Below are 16,965 nucleotides of genomic sequence, written 5' to 3'. Positions count from 1 at the left end.
CGCATGAGCTAGGTGCGTTTCGCTGCAGATCAAACGCGCGAGGCACCTTGGCGGCTCGGTTGCCCAGCCTTCACCCTAAAGGGTCAATATTGCTGAGCTATTTTCGCCCTTTCCATTCGCCGCGCGCTCTGTATAAGGTGCCCCCATGACAGCTCGCGCACATATCCATGCCCCGGCCACCGCCATTTGCGGTGCGGCTCTGCGCGACCTACTGATCCTAACCCGCCTCTGAGCGTGCCATTCGGCGCGCCCGCTCAGAGGAGGAGGTTTGCGCGCCAATCGAATGGATCCAGGACAGAGTTTCAAGAAAGCTACCGACATGACGAATACACTCGAGAAAGATCGCGTATTGATCTTTGACACCACCCTGCGCGATGGCGAGCAAAGCCCCGGCGCCACCATGACCCATGATGAAAAGCTCGAGATTGCCGGGCTTTTGGATGAGATGGGCGTCGACATTATCGAAGCCGGGTTCCCCATCGCCTCCGAAGGCGATTTCAAGGCCGTCAGCGAGATTGCAGAACGCTCGCAGAATTCCGTGATCTGCGGGCTGGCGCGCGCTAATTTCAAGGACATCGACCGCTGCGCCGAGGCCGTGCGCAAAGCCGCAAAGCCCCGCATTCACACCTTCATCGGCACCTCACCGCTGCACCGCGCCATCCCGAACCTCACCATGGACGAGATGGCCGAGCGTATCCACGACACGGTCACCCATGCCCGCAATCTGGTCGAGGACGTGCAATGGTCGCCGATGGATGCCACCCGCACCGAATGGGACTATCTCTGCCGGGTGATCGAGATCGCCATCAAGGCCGGCGCCACCACCATCAACATCCCCGATACCGTCGGCTACACCGCACCGCTGGAAAGCGCCGATCTGATCCGCCGTCTGATCGAAACCGTTCCTGGTGCTGATGAGGTGATCTTTGCGACCCACTGCCACAATGACCTTGGCATGGCGACCGCCAACGCCCTGGCAGCCGTGGAGGGCGGCGCACGTCAGATCGAATGTACCATCAACGGGCTTGGGGAACGCGCTGGTAATACAGCTCTGGAAGAGGTCGTGATGGCCCTCAAGGTGCGCAACGACATCATGCCCTGGCACACCAATGTCGATACCACCAAGATCATGCATATCTCCCGCCGGGTCTCGACAGTGTCGGGCTTCCCGGTTCAATTCAACAAGGCCATCGTCGGCAAGAACGCCTTTGCCCATGAAAGCGGCATTCACCAGGATGGCATGCTGAAGAACAAGGAAACCTTCGAGATCATGCGCCCCGAAGACGTGGGGCTCTCAGGCACATCTTTGCCGCTGGGCAAACACTCAGGCCGCGCCGCGCTGCGCGACAAACTGGGCCAGCTGGGCTACGAGGTGGGTGACAACCAGCTGAAAGACATCTTTGTGCGCTTCAAAGAGCTTGCCGACCGCAAGAAAGAGGTCTTTGACGACGATATCGTGGCGCTGATGCGCTCGGGCGAGGATGCCGAGAACGACTATCTTCAGCTTGTGTCCATGAAAGTCGTTTGCGGCACTGGCGGCCCTGCCGAAGCCACTCTGGAGATGGAGATCGACGGCAAGGACGTCAGCGCCACAGCCGAGGGCGATGGGCCGGTCGATGCGACCTTCAAGGCTGTGCGCAAGCTCTACCCGAACTCGGCTCATCTGCAGCTCTACCAGGTGCATGCTGTGACCGAAGGCACCGATGCCCAGGCCACGGTCTCCGTGCGGCTTGAGGAAGACGGAAATATCGCCACAGGTCAATCGGCCAACACGGATACAGTCGTTGCCTCGGCCAAGGCCTATATCAATGCCTTGAACCGTCTGATTGTGCGCCGCGGCAAGGTCGGCGAAGGCGCCGACGCGCGCGAAATTTCCTACAAGGACGCAACCTAGGCGCCAAAACGATCCGGCGCCGTGCCGCAAGGCGCGGCGCCGGGCCCAACGCCTTTTCGATCATCTTCGATGGTCGGCAAAGGGGGCGGGAGTGCCCCGCCAGCCTCGCCCAGCCTCCAAGATTACCCCCGGTTCAGCTCTTCGAATAGTGCGCTGATGCGCGCGACTTCCTCTTCGGCGCCAAAAGGCGCGTTCACCACGAACATCCCCGACCCAACCATCCGGTGCCCCTCGCGGGCAGGCGGGAAACGCACCTCGTGGCGCAACATGCCGGGCAGATTCTGCGCCTCCAGGGTGGCCAGCATCTTCTCATGCGCGCCATCGGTCAGGATCGGATACCACAGCGCAATCACACCGACGTTCCACTTGCGATGCAGCTTGCCGATAATGCCGGGAATGCGGGCATAATCGGCTTTCACCTCGTATGAAGGGTCAATCAGCAGCAGCCCCCGGCGCGGCGTCGGCGGGGCCAGAGACAGGGCCAGCTCAAACCCATCCTGCTGATGCACCTTTGCCCGCCAGGGCCTCAGCGCCTGCCGAAGGGCGGCACATTCCTGAGGGTGCAGCTCGGCAAAATGGAGGCTGTCCATCTCCCGCAACAGTGCGGCGGCCACCAGGGGCGATCCGGGATAGCTTGTGGCGCCAAACCGCGCGCGGCATTCGGAAATAGCCCGGCTCAGGGGGTGATCCTCGGCCAACGCCTCGCCACCCAACACACGGAAGATCCCCGCCGCGGCTTCCCCGGTCTTCAACGCCTCGGGCGCCTGAAGTTCATAAAGGCCGCGCCCCGCGTGGGTTTCGACATAACTCAGTGGTTTGTCCTTGCGCGTTAGATAGGCCAGCATCCAGGCCAGCAGCGCGTGCTTCTGAACGTCAGCCAGGTTTCCGGCGTGATAGATATGTTGATATGACAGCATGAAATGCCAGTAGCCTCATTCGAAACCCAGAGAAAGACAAATCACAACGCATCCAGCGCCGAACCCCTGGGCAAAGCCCATGTTTCACAGGCGGAAAGGCGCTAGTTGTGCGCATTCGGCCCTTTCGCGGCGACGCTGCGCTGCTTATAAGTTCAACAGTGCGTGGCGGCAGAAGAGTCGCAGGCAAAACGGCAGAACTTACAGGATCCCTTCTATATGGCGCTCTTTGGAAATCTAGGCGGTCTGTTCACATCGGACATGGCCATCGATCTCGGCACTGCGAACACGCTGGTCTACGTCAAAGGCCGCGGCGTGATCCTGTCCGAGCCGTCGGTGGTAGCCTACCACGTCAAGGACGGCGTCAAGAAGGTTCTGGCCGTGGGCGAAGACGCCAAACTGATGCTGGGCCGTACACCCGGCTCGATTGAGGCCATCCGCCCGATGCGTGAGGGCGTGATTGCGGACTTCGACACCGCCGAAGAAATGATCAAGCATTTCATCCGCAAGGTGCATAAGCGGTCGACCTTCTCCAAACCCAAGATCATCGTCTGTGTGCCCCACGGGGCAACCCCTGTGGAAAAGCGTGCCATTCGTCAATCGGTTCTGTCGGCCGGGGCGCGGCGCGCGGGCCTCATTGCCGAACCCATCGCGGCGGCCATCGGCGCGGGCATGCCCATTACTGATCCGACCGGTAACATGGTCGTGGATATCGGCGGCGGCACCACCGAGGTTGCAGTTCTATCGCTGGGTGACATCGTTTATGCGCGGTCTGTGCGCGTGGGCGGTGACCGCATGGACGAAGCGATCATTTCCTACCTACGCCGCCAACAAAACCTTCTGATCGGCGAATCCACCGCCGAACGCATCAAGACCTCGATCGGCACTGCTCGCATGCCCGATGATGGCCGGGGCCAGTCCATGCAGATCCGGGGCCGCGACCTTCTGAACGGTGTGCCCAAGGAAATCGAAATCAGCCAGGCCCAGGTAGCCGAGGCCTTGGCGGAACCTGTGCAGCAGATCTGCGACTCGGTGATGACCGCGCTGGAAACCACCCCACCGGACCTGGCTGCCGATATCGTTGACCGCGGTGTTATGCTGACCGGTGGCGGTGCTCTTCTGGGTGATCTTGACCTCGCATTGCGCGAACAGACAGGGCTTGCGGTATCGATCGCAGACGAAAGCCTCAACTGCGTGGCCCTTGGCACCGGCAAGGCGCTGGAGTTCGAAAAGCAGCTCCGCCACGCGATTGACTACGACAGCTAAGGCGCCTTTTCCTCTCCCCTTGAAGAGAGCAGGCGCCCGAAAGGAAGCCTTTGGCCAAAGACCGCTCACAGCGCGATGACTACTCAGCCCCGCTGCGACGCCTGCTGATCGGGCTTGTCTGCCTGTGTCTTGCCGCCATCTTTCTGATTTGGCGCATCGACAGCCCGCGGGTTGAACGCTTCCGCGCGCAGCTCGTAGATACGGTGGTGCCAAGTATGGATTGGGCCATGGCACCTGTCACAGGGGCGATCAACTTATTCCGTGATTTCCAGAGCTATCAGCGGCTGGCAGAGCAGAACCGCGAACTGCGATCCGAATTGCGCCAGATGCGCGCCTGGAAAGAAGCTGCCCTGCAACTAGAGCAGGAAAACGCCCGCCTTCTGGATCTCAACAATGTGCGCCTTGATCCCAAGCTGACCTATATCACTGGCGTTGTCCTAGCCGATAGCGGTTCGCCCTTCCGCCAATCGGTGATCCTCAACATCGGTGCGCGTGACGGCATCCAGGACGGATGGGCGGCCATGGATGGAATCGGCCTTGTGGGACGCATATCCGGGACGGGGCAGGATACATCCCGCGTGATCCTTCTAACCGATGCAGCCAGCGCCGTGCCCGCCGTTATCCAGCCTTCGGGCCAGACTGCACTGGTGACAGGCGACAATACAGCTGCACCCGTTTTGGACTTTCTCGAAAGCCCCGACATGATCCGGCCGGGTGACCGGGTCATTACCTCCGGCGACGGAGCGGTCTTTCCACCCGGCCTGCTGATCGGCCAGGTGGCAGAGGACCGCGCCGGGCGCAAACGTGTCCGCCTGTCCGCCGACTACGAACGGCTCGAATTCCTGCGGGTCCTGCGCCATCAAGGGGCCGAGGCGATAAAGGAACCTGGCGCGCTGGTCGTTCCGTCCCCGGATGCCACCATTCCGCCACGGCGCCCCGACAGCCTAGGACCACAATCCCTTTCCAGATCTGGTGAGGGCGGCAATGGCTAATACCTCTCCGGGCCGTATATGGATGATGCGGATGGCCTTCCCGGCGCTAGCGCTAGTCCTGATCTTTTTTCACCTCCTGCCGCTGGATACTCTGCCCAGCAGATGGGCGCCGCCGGATCTGTTGCTCGCTTTGGCTTTGGCTTGGTCCTTGCGGCGTCCGGATTTCGTGCCGACGATCCTCATAGGCGCAACCATGCTGGTAGCAGACATGATGTTTCAACGTCCGCCGGGCCTCTTTGCGATGTTGGTGGTGCTCGGCTGCGAATTCCTGAAATCGCGTGTGATGCCTCACCGCGAAACAGCCTTTGCCGCCGAATGGCTGGCGGTGGCCGTTGTGATCTGCGGTATCGTCGTACTGAACCGGTCGATTCTTGCTGTGCTGGCGGTGGCTCAGGCGCCTTTGGGTCTGACGCTGATGCAGGCCGTGTTGACCATCGCGGCCTACCCTCTGGTAGTGGTATTCAGCCAGACCCTGCTCGGGGTGCGCAAACTGTCACCGGCCGAGGCCGAAGTCCTGGGAAGCCGCTGATGAGACGCAATCCAAAGGAACTTGAGTTCACCCACCGCAAACTGACACGCAGGGCTCTGCTTCTGGGTGGGATGCAACTGGCCTTTGTCGGTGGTCTGGCCGCCCGCATGCGCTATCTGCAGGTGGATCAGGCCGATCAGTTCCGCCTGCTGGCCGAGGAAAACCGAATCAATATTCGCCTGCTTCCCCCGGCGCGTGGCGAGATATTCGACCGCAACGGCATTACATTGGCACAGAACTCCCCCTCTTACCGGATCACCATCGTGCCAGAGGATGCAGGTGATGTCGGACAGGTCATCGCAAAGCTGTCGCGCCTAATCCCCCTTGCGCCCGAAGACGTGGAGCGCGCCCTCACCGAGATGCGCCGCTCGCCGCCCTTTCTGCCCGTCACCCTTGCCGATCAGATCGGCTGGGAAGACATCTCCAAGGTCGCGGTCAACGCCCCCGCTCTGCCCGGGATCACACCTGAGGTGGGCCTGACCCGTGTCTATCCGCAGCAAAGCGCCTTTGCCCACGTTGTCGGATATGTTGGTCCGGTTTCTGATTACGATCTGAGCAAGATGGAGTCGCCCGAGCCCATCCTACGCATCCCGCGTTTTCAGATCGGCAAGGTGGGGTTCGAAGCCAAGCGTGAGGATGCTTTGCGCGGCAAGGCCGGCGCCAAAAGGGTCGAAGTCAATGCCATGGGCCGCGTCATGCGCGAGCTTGACAGGCGCGAGGGCGAGCCGGGCGCGGACATGCAACTAACTGTGAATGCCGAGTTGCAAAGCTATGTTCAAGCCCGTCTGGGCACGGAAAGCGCAGCTGCCGTGATCATCGACTGCGAGGATGGCGATATCCATGCCATTGCCTCGTCCCCCAGTTTCGACCCAAACCTGTTCGTACGCGGGATCTCAGTTGCCGATTACCGCATGCTGACCGAAGATCCCTATCGCCCGCTTGCCAACAAGGCCGTTCAAGGCACCTACCCGCCCGGCTCCACTTTCAAGATGGTCACGGCGCTGGCTGCACTTGAAGAAGGGCTGATCGGCCCCGATGAGACAGTCTACTGCCCGGGCTACCTAGAAGTCTCGGGCCGCCGGTTCCACTGCTGGAAACGCGCCGGTCACGGACACGTCGACCTCAATACATCCCTCAAGCAATCCTGCGACGTTTACTATTACGACCTCGCCCTCAAGGTAGGGATCGACAAGATTTCTGACATGGCAAACCGGCTTGGCCTTGGAGTGCGCCACGATCTGCCGATGTCGGCCGTGGCCAGCGGACTCGCGCCAAATCGCGAGTGGAAACAGCGCGTCCACGGTCAGGATTGGCTGATCGGGGATACGGCGAACGCCTCAATCGGCCAGGGATACATGCTCGCCTCCCCCATGCAGCTGGCCGTCATGACCGCCCGGATTGCCTCGGGACGCAGCATTGCACCACGGCTTTTGAAATCCATCGACGGCGTGGAACAACCGAACTCGGAAGCCGAACCACTCGGTCTGAACGAAAACAACTTGCGCACGGTCAGGCGCGGCATGTTCTCAGTAAGCAACGACCGGCGCGGCACCGGCTATCGCTCACGCATCATCGCTGAAGACATGCGCATGGCTGGGAAAAGCGGTACGAGCCAGGTTCGTAACATCACCGCCGCCGAACGTGCAGCAGGCGTCATTCGCAATGAAGACCTACCTTGGGAGCGGCGCGACCACGCGCTTTACGTCTGTTACGCGCCCTATGACAATCCGCGCTATGCGGTTTCCGTCGTGGTCGAACATGGCGGCGGAGGCTCCAAAGCCGCAGCGCCAATTGCCCGCGATGTGCTTTTGCAGGCGCTCTATGGCGGCACACCGCCACTTGAGGCGTACCCGAAAGGCGACCGCAGCCGCATCAAAGCTCAGCAGGAGCGGCTCGAGCGCGAGCGGATCAAGCGCGAAGAGGCCGGAGGCAGTGACCGGGCATGAGCTATCTTGAACATCACGCCAAATCGGTCCCAACGGGTCTGCGCAAGATTATCTATCTCAATTGGCCGCTGACGCTGCTCTTGGCTTCGGTCGCGGGCGTGGGTTTCCTGATGCTCTATTCGGTGGCTGGCGGGTCTTTCTCACCCTGGGCCGAGCCGCAAGCGAAACGTTTCGCCCTTGGTATGGCCGTGATGATCGTCGTGGCCATGGTACCGATCTGGTTCTGGCGCAACATATCAGCGCTCGCCTATCTGGTGTCTCTCGTACTGCTGCTCGCGGTCGAATTCTTCGGTACCGTCGGCATGGGCGCGCAGCGTTGGATTGACCTGGGCTTTATGCGCCTGCAACCCTCTGAGCTGATGAAAATCACTCTGGTGATGCTGCTTGCCGCCTATTACGACTGGCTTCCGGCGGAACGAACTTCCCGCCCATTCTGGGTTCTGGTGCCGGTCCTCATGATCCTGATCCCGACCTTTCTGGTCCTCAAGCAGCCGGACCTTGGCACATCGATCCTGCTCATGGCAGCCGGCGGAGGTGTCATGTTCCTGGCCGGAGTGCACTGGGCCTATTTTGCAGCCGTTATCGCAGCCGGAGTGGGCCTGGTCACAGCAGTGTTTCAAAGCCGCGGAACAGAATGGCAGCTGATCAAGGACTATCAATTCCGGCGCATTGATACGTTCCTCGACCCGTCGCAGGACCCTCTTGGAGCGGGCTATCACATCACTCAGTCCAAGATTGCGCTGGGGTCCGGCGGATGGTCCGGGCGGGGTTTCATGCAAGGCACGCAATCGCGGCTGAACTTTCTGCCGGAAAAGCACACCGATTTCATCTTCACCACCCTGGCCGAAGAGTTCGGTTTCATCGGCGGGTTTACCCTTCTCGGCATCTACGTGCTGATCATCGTCTTCTGCGTCGCAACCGCCCTCGCGGCGCGGGATCGCTTCTCTTCGCTTGTCACCTTGGGTATCGCGATCACCTTCTTCCTATTCTTTGCTGTGAACATGTCGATGGTCATGGGACTGGCACCGGTCGTAGGCGTTCCCTTGCCCTTGGTGTCTTACGGGGGGTCGGCCATGCTGGTGCTGCTGGCCGCCTTTGGCCTCGTACAAAGTGCCAATATTCACCGTCCTCGCTAAGCGCCATTCCAAACCACAGGACTTTTCTTCATGAGCATCTTCCATCTCGCCTATCACGTTGACGACTTGGCGCGCGCCCGCGCCTTTTACGGCACCCTTTTGGGATGTCAGGAAGGGCGCAGCACAGAGACCTGGGTCGATTTCAACTTCTTCGGGCATCAGATTTCACTCCATCTGGGCCCGGTCTTTGCCACTGCGAACACCGGCAAGGTCGGCGAGCACATGGTACCGATGCCCCATCTTGGCGTGATCCTGCCACAGGACGAATGGCGCGCGCTGGCGGATCGGCTCGTGGCAGAGGGCATAGAGTTCACCATCGCCCCGACCACCCGCTTTGAAGGGCAGCCAGGCGAGCAAAGCACCATGTTCTTCCATGATCCCGCGGGCAACCCGATCGAGATCAAGGGCTTTGCCGATATGGCCGGAGTCTTTGCCACATGATCAACGTGCAATTCGCCGCCCTTCCCGCCCGCTGGGAGACTTACCGCGAGCCGCTGAAGACCGCCTTCAACAAGGCCGGGCTGGAGGTGGACTTGCGCCTGGATCACGCCCCCGATCAGGTGGATTACGTGGTCTATGCGCCCAATTCCGACCTTCAGGACTTCACACCCTACACCCGCTGCAAGGCGGTGCTGAACCTATGGGCCGGGGTTGAAAAGATCGTCGGCAATCAGACACTGACCATGCCGCTCTGCCGGATGGTGGATCCGGGCCTAACGGCGGGCATGGTGGAGTGGGTCACCGGCCATGTGATGCGCTATCATCTCGACATCGACCGCTCTATCACAGTGCAGGACAGGTGGGAACCGGTGGTGCCGCCACTGGCCTTTGAACGCCCGGTGACCCTTCTGGGCCTTGGCGCCTTGGGGAGCGCCTGTGCGCAAAGCCTTGCGCGCATCGGATTTCCGGTCACTGGCTGGTCGCGTTCCCCCAAGGAGATAGATGGGGTCACCTGCCTGCACGGCGACGAGGGGCTGAAACAGGCGCTGTCGACGGCAGAGATCGTGGTGCTTCTCTTGCCGGATACGCCCGCGACCACGAATATCCTGAATGCAGAGACCCTCTCCCTGCTGTCCAAGGGCGCGCGGATTATCAATCCGGGCCGTGGCCCGCTGATCGACGATGCCGCCCTATTGGCCGCGCTCGACACAGGCCAAGTAGGCCATGCCACGCTGGATGTCTTCCGCCTGGAACCCTTGCCCCTTGAGGATCCCTACTGGGCGCATCCGAATGTAACGGTCACGCCGCATATCGCCGCAGAAACCCGCGCCAGCACGGCCTCCGAAGTAATCGCCGAAAACATCCGGCGCGGTGAGACAGGTCAACCCTTCCTGCATCTGGTTAACCGCGACCTCGGCTACTGAACGAGTTTTCGCCGGGGACCGCTCCCCGGCGAACATGACTTACTTGGCAGCCAGACCGCGCCCTTTCAGCAGCGCATCCACTCCAGGCAGACGCCCCCGGAAAGCCGTGTACAGCTCCGCGGGATCCTTTGAGCCGCCAGAAGACAGGATATGCGCCTCCAGCGCCTTGGCTCGTTCGGGGTCGAAGGCACCGCCTGCCTCTTCAAAGGCGGCAAAGGCATCGGCATCCATCACCTCGGACCACATGTAGCTGTAGTAGCCCGAACTGTAGCCATCGCCGGAGAACACATGGGCGAAATGCGGTGTGGCGTGCCGCATGATGATCGCATGGGGCATACCGATTTCTGCCAGCACCTCGGCCTGTTTGGCCATCGGATCGGCTGGGGCCGCGCCATCATGGAAAGCCAGATCGACCAGCGCCGAGGCCACATATTCGACCGTCTGAAAGCCCATGTCGTAAGTGGCGGCGCCCAGAACCTTGTCCAGCATCTCCTTGGGCATCGCCTCGCCGGTTTCTGCGTGGGTGGCAAATTCGCTCAGCACCTCGGGCACTTCCAGCCAGTGTTCGTATAGCTGCGAGGGCAATTCGACGAAATCGCGCGCCACCGAGGTGCCGGAAATGCTCTCATAGGTCACATCCGATAGCATCTGGTGCAGCGCATGGCCGAATTCGTGGAACAGAGTGCGCGCATCGTCATAGGACAAAAGCGCCGGATCGCCCTTGGCAAAGTTGCAGACATTGATCACGATCGGCGCCTGCTTTTCGGGGAATTTGGCCTGGCTGCGCATCGCCGAACACCAGGCGCCCGAACGTTTCGATCCCCGCGCGAAGTAATCGCCGATGAAGACCGCCACATGTTCGCCGCCCCGCGTGACTTCCCAGGCCCGGCAGTCAGGGTGATACAGGGGCACGTCAAGCGGCGCGAACTCCAGCCCGAACAGGCGGTTCGCGCAGGCGAATGACGCTTCGATCATCCGGTCCAGCTGCAGGTAGGGTTTCAGCTCCGCCTCGTCGAGGTCATGTTCGATCTTGCGGCGTTTCTCGGAATAGTAGTGCCAGTCCCAGGGTTCCAGATCGCCATTGATCCCATCCCCCTGCATCATTTCGGTCAGCACCGCTGCATCTTCATCCGCGCGCGCCTTGGCTGGTCCCCAGACATCCATCAACAGGCCGCGCACCGCCTCCGGTGTCTTGGCCATTTCGGTTTCCAGCTTGTAGGAAGCGAAATTCTGATACCCCAATAGCTTGGCGCGTTCTTCCCGCAAGGCAAGGATTTCGGCCGCGATTGCCCGGTTGTCGGTCTTGCCACCATTTGCCCCACGCGCGGCCCAGGCTTGAAACGCCTTTTCGCGCAGATCCCGGCGGGGCGAGAACTTCAGAAACGGCGTGATAATCGACCGTGAAGTGGTCACAACCGGCCCCTTTGCGCCCTTTTCCTCACCCGCAGCGCGGGCGGCTGCGACGGCGAATTCGGGCAGCCCTTCCAGATCCTCCTCAGAGAGTTCCATGAACCACTCGCGCTCATCCGCCAAAAGGTTCTGGGTGAACTCGGTACCAAGGCTGGCAAGGCGGCCTTTGATCTCTTGCATGCGGGCATCATCGGCGCCTTCCAGCGCCGCACCACCGCGCACGAAGCCGCGGTGGGTCAGCATCAAGACCCGCTGCTGTTCATCCGAAAGGTCCAGATCCTCGCGCTTATCCCAGACCGCCTTTACCCGCGCATAAAGCGCCTTGTTCGCCGTGATGGCCGAGAAATGCGCGGCCAGTTTCGGGGAGAACGCCCGCTGCAGCTCTTGTCGTTTGGGATTACTGTCCGCCCCCGCCACCGTGTAGAAGACCGACAGCACCTGCTCCAGCGGGCGGCAGGGCGTCTCTAACGCTTCGATCACATTGGCGAATGTGGGCGGCTCAGGATTGGTTGCGATCGCCTCGATCTGCGCATTGTGCGCTGCAAGCGCCTCTTCCAGCGCCGGGGCAAAATCCTCATCCGAGATGCTGCCAAAAGGTGCGATCTCAAAGGGTGTATCCCAGTGGGACAAAAGCGGGTTGGTCATGGGCAAAGCCTCCTTTGGATCAGAAGCTATGCCCACGCCCCGGCAGCGTCCAGAGGACGCGCGCGCAATCCCCCGGATCATTCAATCAAAAGCGCAGAAAACTTTGCAATCAGCCGCTCTCTCCTGCGCAAATCGGGCAATCCTGGCGCTGTTTGAGGCCGATCCGGCGGCTTTCTCCGTAAAGCGCATCGTAGATCAACATAGACCCACGCAGCACCTCTCCGGCGCCGGTGATCTGTTTGATCGTCTCCACCGCCATCATCGCGCCCACAACCCCCGGCAGTGGGCCGATCACACCTGCCTCTGAACAACTGGGCGCAAGCCCCGGCGCCGGGGCCTCGGGGAAGATGCACTGGTAGCAGGGGCCTCCCTGATTGGGGTGGAACACAGACAACTGCCCCTCCCACTGCGACAGCGCGCCCGAGATCAGCGGCTTGCCAAGCGCCACGGCGGTGCGGTTCGACAGGTAGCGGCTTTCGAAATTATCGGTGCCATCCAAGATGATATCATACTCGGCAAATAGATCTGCGGCGATGTCATCGGTCAGGCGGCGATGATAGGGGCGCACGGTGACGAACGGGTTCTGCGCCTCCATTGCGCGCTGCGCCGAGAACACCTTGGGCACGCCGATGTCTTCGTCCCGATGAATGACCTGCCGCTGCAGGTTGGCGTTTTCCACCACATCGTCGTCGATAACCCCGATGGTGCCGACACCTGCCGCCGCCAGATACTGCAGCGCGGGCGCCCCCAGCCCCCCGGCACCGATGACCAGAACCTTTGCGTTCTTCAGCTTCTTCTGCCCCGGCCCACCCAATTCGCGCAGGACGATATGACGGGCATAGCGATTAAGTTCCGTTTCGGAAAAACGGCCCGGTTTCGGGTTGGCGCCAGTTTGAGGATCGCCCTCGTCTTGCCCATCGGCCCGTTCCCGCAGCCGCGCTACGGTCCAGCTGTAGGCCCCTATCAGAAGGGCCACGCCGCCAAGAATGAGCCAGGACTGGGCCGATCCCCCCGTGGCCACACGCAGGGGTGCGCCTTCTGGCAAGGTCAATTGCAACAGAAGAATAGCGAGAAAGAGAACGGCGAGAAGCGCCAACCGCAACTTGCGCTCAAGGCCCATCAGCCCGCCGCCCCACCAGATCAGCCCCGCAAGCCCCAGAACCAGAATCATCAGCTTCTCCCTGTTGAGCCGAAACCACCACTGCCACGCACCGTCTCGCTCAGTTCCTCCACCAGTTCAAACCGCGCCTTCAGTATCGGTGCGATCACCATCTGCGCAATCCGGTCACCATGGGCGATTTCGAAAGGTTCCTGTCCGGCATTTAGGAGGATGACACCTAAAGGCCCACGATAATCACTGTCTATGGTTCCGGGAGTATTCGGCAGCGTGATCCCATGTTGCAGCGCAAGGCCCGAGCGCGGGCGGATCTGGATCTCATAACCATCCGGGATCTCTACCCTCAGCCCGGTTGGCACCAGGGCACGGGCGCCCGGCTCCAGCACAATGGGCGTGCGATCCGCCAGGTCCGCGCGCAGATCGGCCCCCGCAGCACCTGCAGTCTCATAGAAAGGCAACGGCAGATCCGGATCTGCCTGCGCATCACGGCTAATACGGATAGTGACCATTGTGGCTCCTTCCTGGGGAAACTCTGGATCAAAAAGGCCAGTACCGGCTCACCCCTCAAGCGCAGCGGAAATCCGCTCTGCCAGCTTGCGGGCGACCTCGTCCTTGCCCATGCGCGGCCAGTCCTCGGCCCCGTCTTCTGAGATCAGTGTAACCGCGTTTTCACTGCCGCCCATGATACCGGTTGCAGGCGAAACGTCATTGGCAACAATCCAGTCGCAGCCCTTGCGCAAACGTTTCGCAGTGGCGTTTTCCAGAACGTCATTTGTTTCGGCGGCAAAACCGACCACCAGACCGGGGCGACGTTTTTCCATGTGCGATACGGTCTTGAGGATGTCGGGGTTCTCGGCGAACTCCAGCGCGGGCAGCCCATCCTTCGTTTTCTTGAGTTTGCGGTCCGAGGCGCTTGCCACCCGCCAGTCCGCCACAGCCGCCGCAAAGACCGCAGCATCGGCCGGTAGGGCCGCCTCGACCGCCGCCTGCATCTCAAGCGCGCTTTCCACGGGCACGATCTCAACCCCTTCGGGGGGCCGGACCGTTGCCGGGCCCGTGATGAACACCACCTCCGCTCCCAAGTCGCTCAGAGCACGGGCCACCGCAGTCCCTTGCGCCCCCGAGGAGCGATTGGCGATGTATCGTACCGGATCAATCGGCTCATGGGTCGGACCGGAGGTCACCACGATCCTCTTGCCCGTCAGGGGGCCTTTACGAAACTGCGCGGCAATGGCGTTGACGATCTCATCCGGTTCGGCCATCCGGCCGGGGCCGAACTCACCGCAGGCCATGCCGCCTTCGTTGGGGCCGACAAAGCGGATACCATCGCCTTTCAGCACTTCGATATTGCGCTGCGTCGCGGGATGCTCCCACATGCGCACATTCATCGCGGGCGCGATCAGCACCGGCGTATCGGTCGCCAGCAACAGGGTTGAGGCCAGATCGTTGGCCAGCCCCTGCGCCATTTTTGCCATCAGATCAGCCGTGGCGGGGGCCACAACCACCAGATCGGCGCTGCGCGATAGCTGAATATGGCCCATTTCGGCCTCTGACGTCAGATCGAACAGATCGCGGTGCACGGGCGCGCCCGCCAGAGCCGACACGGACAGAGGGGTCACGAATTCCTCTCCCGCGCGGGTCAGCACTGGGGCCACGCTTGCGCCCTGATCCTGCAGGCGTCGGATGAGCTCGAGGGCTTTGTAAGCGGCGATGCCGCCACCAATGATCAGTAGAATATGTTTGCCAGCCAGCATATTGACCGCCTCCGCCCGTACCTGGGGATTTTGTCCCGGCGCTGACCTTACTGCGGGCTGCGCCAAGTGTGAAACGGTTTTCCGATCAGCCTTTTTTGAAGGCGAGACAGGGGTCCGGGCGCTCTACCGCCGGACTATCAAGCAGCAGATCGAAATCGCCGCTGATCGCGCCGCCCTCGCTTTGTCCAAGGCTCAAGACATCAACGCCAGGTCGCGCTTTGGCCAAATAGACTGCAAGCCCACGGTCAAGCCGCGCGTGGCCGTTGCCGGTGATCACCACCACCGGCCCTCCGGTCTCTTTAAGTGCCCGGTCTGCGGCGGCAGCAAGAGCCGCATCACGCAAACGCTGAAAGTCTACGAGAACGGGCAGCATCTCTTCCGGCATAGCATTGCAGTGGTTGGCCATCTGGTCCGCCTCGCGTGCGGATTGTTCAGCGTCCGGCAAGGGCTGATCCAGCCCGAACGCCGCAGCACGGGCGCCAAAAAAATCGGCGACACCCTGCTCCAGGGCTGAACGTGCCTCCGAGCGAGGCACCAGAGCGCCATATTGCTCAGCGGGGGCCGCTGCAGCAAAGACCGGAGCATAAAGATCAAACGCAGGCCAGCCGGACGACGACCAGTCTAGGATCTTGGCCGTAGCCTCAGCGCTGCCCAGAATGTCCGAGGTCAGCGCATCTGCCTGCTCTTGCGTGATCATTTCCCAGACTACGGCGCGGGGCGCGATATGCGACAGGATCTCAGCCTGATTGAGGTGGTGTCTGGCGTTGTCGTGAACCTCACCAAGAATCACAACATCGGCACCCTTCGCAAGGCTGGCTGCGGCTTGCGGCGATACCGCGAATTCAGGTCCGGCGCCCGCATCTGCCGCAGCCGCTACCCTTGTGAAAACGAGTGCGGCCGCAGCACATGCCACGGCCGCTTTTCTGATAAAAAGAATCGACTTTCTCATGAAAGAAAGTTGTGAACTTCCCGTGAGCAACCTTCAAGTGTCTTTCGCATCTTCTGGAAGGCTGCGGCCTCCAGCTGGCGCACACGTTCCTTGGACAGATTCAGCTCGGACCCCAAGCTTTCGAGAGTACGCGGTTCTTCGCGCAGCTTGCGTTCTGTGATGATAAAGCGTTCGCGCTCATTGAGCGCCTGCAAAGCCTCTACGAGCCAGGCACGCAACTGGCGGCGATCATGCTCTTCCTCGACCAGTTCGGCCGCTTGAGCGCTATCGTCTTCCAGCGCCTCAATCCATTCGCGCCCTTCATCGTCAGACGATTGGACCGCGTTCAGGGAGAAGTCAGAGCCGGACAAACGCCCATCCATCATCTCGACATCCCGCAACGGCACGCCGATCTCGGTGGCGATCTGCTGGTTCAACTGGTGTTTGTCCAGTTCAATACCAGCCGCACTGGCCTCGCGTTCCAACTGCGCCTGAACGCGGCGCATGTTGAAGAACAGCGATTTTTGCGAAGAGGTGGAACCTGTGCGTACCATGGACCAGTTGCGCATAACGTAATCCTGGATGGACGCCTTGATCCACCAGACCGCGTAGGTCGAAAAGCGCACACCCCGGTCGGGATCAAACTTGTCCGCTGCCTTCATCAGGCCGACACCGGCCTCCTGGATGAGATCGTTCATCGGCGCGCCGTAGCGCTTGAACTTGGCAGCCATGGATATCGCTAGCCGCATGTAGGCATGGATGAGCCGATGCAGAGCCTCCTCATCCCGGTCGTCGCGCCAGGCATAGGCAAGCTTCAGTTCTGTTTCAGCGTCCAGCAGCTCGGCCTTCATGGCCTGCCTTGGCAGCGGGTTTTCAGTGGTCGTGTCAAGTGCCATGATACTCCCCTCGAAACTGATTTGTAGAGTGTACGCAGCCCTCCCGAGATTGGATCACTCTATCTGGTAATTTTTTTTGCCCACTTCTCTGGACGAACAGTCAATCGGACCCAGATTGCGCGCTTTCGAGTATGGCTTCTTCCTGAAAACCGCGGTTATCCGCGAAACAAGCGC

At 61.0% G+C, this 16,965-nt stretch carries 15 protein-coding genes; 8 read left to right on the top strand and 7 right to left on the bottom strand.

The window, feature by feature from the left end:
• Nucleotides 1–319: 319 nt before the first annotated feature.
• Entirely contained in the window at nt 320–1,894 is a 1,575-nt protein-coding gene (locus INS80_RS11830) for a 2-isopropylmalate synthase (protein ID WP_192965836.1), read from the top strand.
• Nucleotides 1,895–2,016: 122 nt separating this feature from the next.
• On the opposite strand, the gene INS80_RS11825 is transcribed toward INS80_RS11830, so the two are convergent.
• Nucleotides 2,017–2,811, bottom strand: a complete 795-nt coding sequence (locus INS80_RS11825) for a 23S rRNA (adenine(2030)-N(6))-methyltransferase RlmJ (RefSeq protein ID WP_192965835.1) — start codon at nt 2,809–2,811, stop codon at nt 2,017–2,019.
• Nucleotides 2,812–3,027: 216 nt separating this feature from the next.
• Here INS80_RS11825 and INS80_RS11820 point away from each other — a divergent pair, with 216 nt between their 5' ends.
• The 7 genes from INS80_RS11820 to INS80_RS11790 are packed head-to-tail and all read left to right on the top strand — an operon-like array spanning nt 3,028 to nt 10,041.
• Nucleotides 3,028–4,074, top strand: coding sequence for a rod shape-determining protein (locus tag INS80_RS11820; protein WP_192965834.1), 1,047 nt, complete (start codon nt 3,028–3,030; stop codon nt 4,072–4,074).
• A gap of 50 nt (nt 4,075–4,124) precedes the next feature.
• Nucleotides 4,125–5,066, top strand: coding sequence for a rod shape-determining protein MreC (gene mreC / locus INS80_RS11815; RefSeq protein ID WP_192965833.1), 942 nt, complete (start codon nt 4,125–4,127; stop codon nt 5,064–5,066).
• Entirely contained in the window at nt 5,059–5,595 is a 537-nt protein-coding gene (locus INS80_RS11810; RefSeq protein ID WP_192965832.1) for a rod shape-determining protein MreD, read from the top strand. The genes mreC and INS80_RS11810 overlap by 8 nt, the downstream gene beginning before the upstream one ends.
• Entirely contained in the window at nt 5,595–7,541 is a 1,947-nt protein-coding gene (mrdA, locus tag INS80_RS11805) for a penicillin-binding protein 2 (protein WP_192965831.1), read from the top strand. Before INS80_RS11810 ends, mrdA begins: the two co-directional genes overlap by 1 nt.
• Nucleotides 7,538–8,677: a rod shape-determining protein RodA gene (gene rodA / locus INS80_RS11800; protein WP_192965830.1), complete on the top strand. Its 1,140-nt coding sequence runs from the start codon at nt 7,538–7,540 to the stop codon at nt 8,675–8,677. The genes mrdA and rodA overlap by 4 nt, the downstream gene beginning before the upstream one ends.
• A gap of 30 nt (nt 8,678–8,707) precedes the next feature.
• On the top strand, nt 8,708–9,118 hold the full coding sequence (locus tag INS80_RS11795; protein ID WP_192965829.1) for a VOC family protein: 411 nt from the start codon (nt 8,708–8,710) through the stop codon (nt 9,116–9,118).
• Complete coding sequence (locus INS80_RS11790; protein WP_192965828.1) at nt 9,115–10,041, top strand: 2-hydroxyacid dehydrogenase; 927 nt, start codon at nt 9,115–9,117, stop codon at nt 10,039–10,041. The genes INS80_RS11795 and INS80_RS11790 overlap by 4 nt, the downstream gene beginning before the upstream one ends.
• Before the next feature lie 39 nt (nt 10,042–10,080).
• On the opposite strand, the gene INS80_RS11785 is transcribed toward INS80_RS11790, so the two are convergent.
• The 6 genes from INS80_RS11785 to INS80_RS11760 form a co-directional block, all read right to left on the bottom strand.
• Nucleotides 10,081–12,096 (bottom strand): M3 family metallopeptidase, encoded by a 2,016-nt coding sequence (locus INS80_RS11785; RefSeq protein WP_192965827.1) that lies wholly within the window; start codon nt 12,094–12,096, stop codon nt 10,081–10,083.
• Between the two features lie 109 nt (nt 12,097–12,205).
• Nucleotides 12,206–13,267: a HesA/MoeB/ThiF family protein gene (locus INS80_RS11780; protein WP_192965826.1), complete on the bottom strand. Its 1,062-nt coding sequence runs from the start codon at nt 13,265–13,267 to the stop codon at nt 12,206–12,208.
• Entirely contained in the window at nt 13,267–13,722 is a 456-nt protein-coding gene (dut, locus tag INS80_RS11775; RefSeq protein WP_192965825.1) for a dUTP diphosphatase, read from the bottom strand. The genes INS80_RS11780 and dut overlap by 1 nt, the downstream gene beginning before the upstream one ends.
• Before the next feature lie 48 nt (nt 13,723–13,770).
• Nucleotides 13,771–14,967: a bifunctional phosphopantothenoylcysteine decarboxylase/phosphopantothenate--cysteine ligase CoaBC gene (coaBC, locus tag INS80_RS11770; RefSeq protein ID WP_192965824.1), complete on the bottom strand. Its 1,197-nt coding sequence runs from the start codon at nt 14,965–14,967 to the stop codon at nt 13,771–13,773.
• 85 nt (nt 14,968–15,052) lie between these two features.
• On the bottom strand, nt 15,053–15,916 hold the full coding sequence (locus INS80_RS11765; RefSeq protein ID WP_192965823.1) for a ChaN family lipoprotein: 864 nt from the start codon (nt 15,914–15,916) through the stop codon (nt 15,053–15,055).
• Entirely contained in the window at nt 15,913–16,791 is an 879-nt protein-coding gene (locus INS80_RS11760) for an RNA polymerase factor sigma-32 (protein WP_192965822.1), read from the bottom strand. Before INS80_RS11760 ends, INS80_RS11765 begins: the two co-directional genes overlap by 4 nt.
• Nucleotides 16,792–16,965 lie beyond the last annotated feature (174 nt).

This window comes from Phycobacter azelaicus, assembly GCF_014884385.1.
GTDB lineage: Bacteria > Pseudomonadota > Alphaproteobacteria > Rhodobacterales > Rhodobacteraceae > Phycobacter > Phycobacter azelaicus.
This window is presented reverse-complemented; position numbering and strand designations above follow the sequence as displayed.